This is a genomic window from Psychrobacter sp. DAB_AL32B (genome assembly GCF_002224105.1).
Taxonomy (GTDB): domain Bacteria; phylum Pseudomonadota; class Gammaproteobacteria; order Pseudomonadales; family Moraxellaceae; genus Psychrobacter.
This window is the reverse complement of the sequence record NZ_NEXU01000153.1, coordinates 1-487: the sequence shown is the minus strand read 5'-3', so window position 1 is coordinate 487 and position 487 is coordinate 1. Positions and strand designations below refer to the sequence as shown.

At 40.9% G+C, this 487-nt stretch carries 1 protein-coding gene; it reads left to right on the top strand.

The genetic code is table 11. The annotated features are described in order from the left end of the window. Positions 1–487: 3'-5' exonuclease (locus CAN34_RS13770; protein WP_217320639.1), on the top strand; the 487-nt coding region annotated here is incomplete at both ends.

Sequence of the window (487 nt, the reverse complement as noted above, 5' to 3'; positions counted from 1 at the left end):
CCAAAGTATTTATGCGTTTCGCGGTGCCAATTATGAAAATATCTTATTGTTTGGAGAGAGTTATCCTGAAGCAAAGCTCATTAAGCTTGAGCAGAATTATCGCAGTACGCCTGCTGTTTTAGACTATATCAATGCCTTGTCCGCACAAATCACGCTAGGTTATCAAAAGCAGTTGTACTCTGCGGTATCCATCGACGGATTAAAGCCTGTATTTCGCCGTTTAAGCGATGAAACCAAAGAAGCACGATATATTGCTGATAAAATTATAAAATTGAAATCCGACTACGATTATCAAGACTTTGCCGTCTTGTGTCGAACGTCCTTTCAGTCCAACTACGTGCAGCTCGAATTTATGGAACGTCATATTCCGTTCATCGTGGTGGGCGGCATCCGCTTTATTGAAAGACGCCATATCAAAGACGTTTTGGCGTTTGTTAAAATACTTTATAACCCCAACGATACCATTGCATGGCATCGTATTTTAACC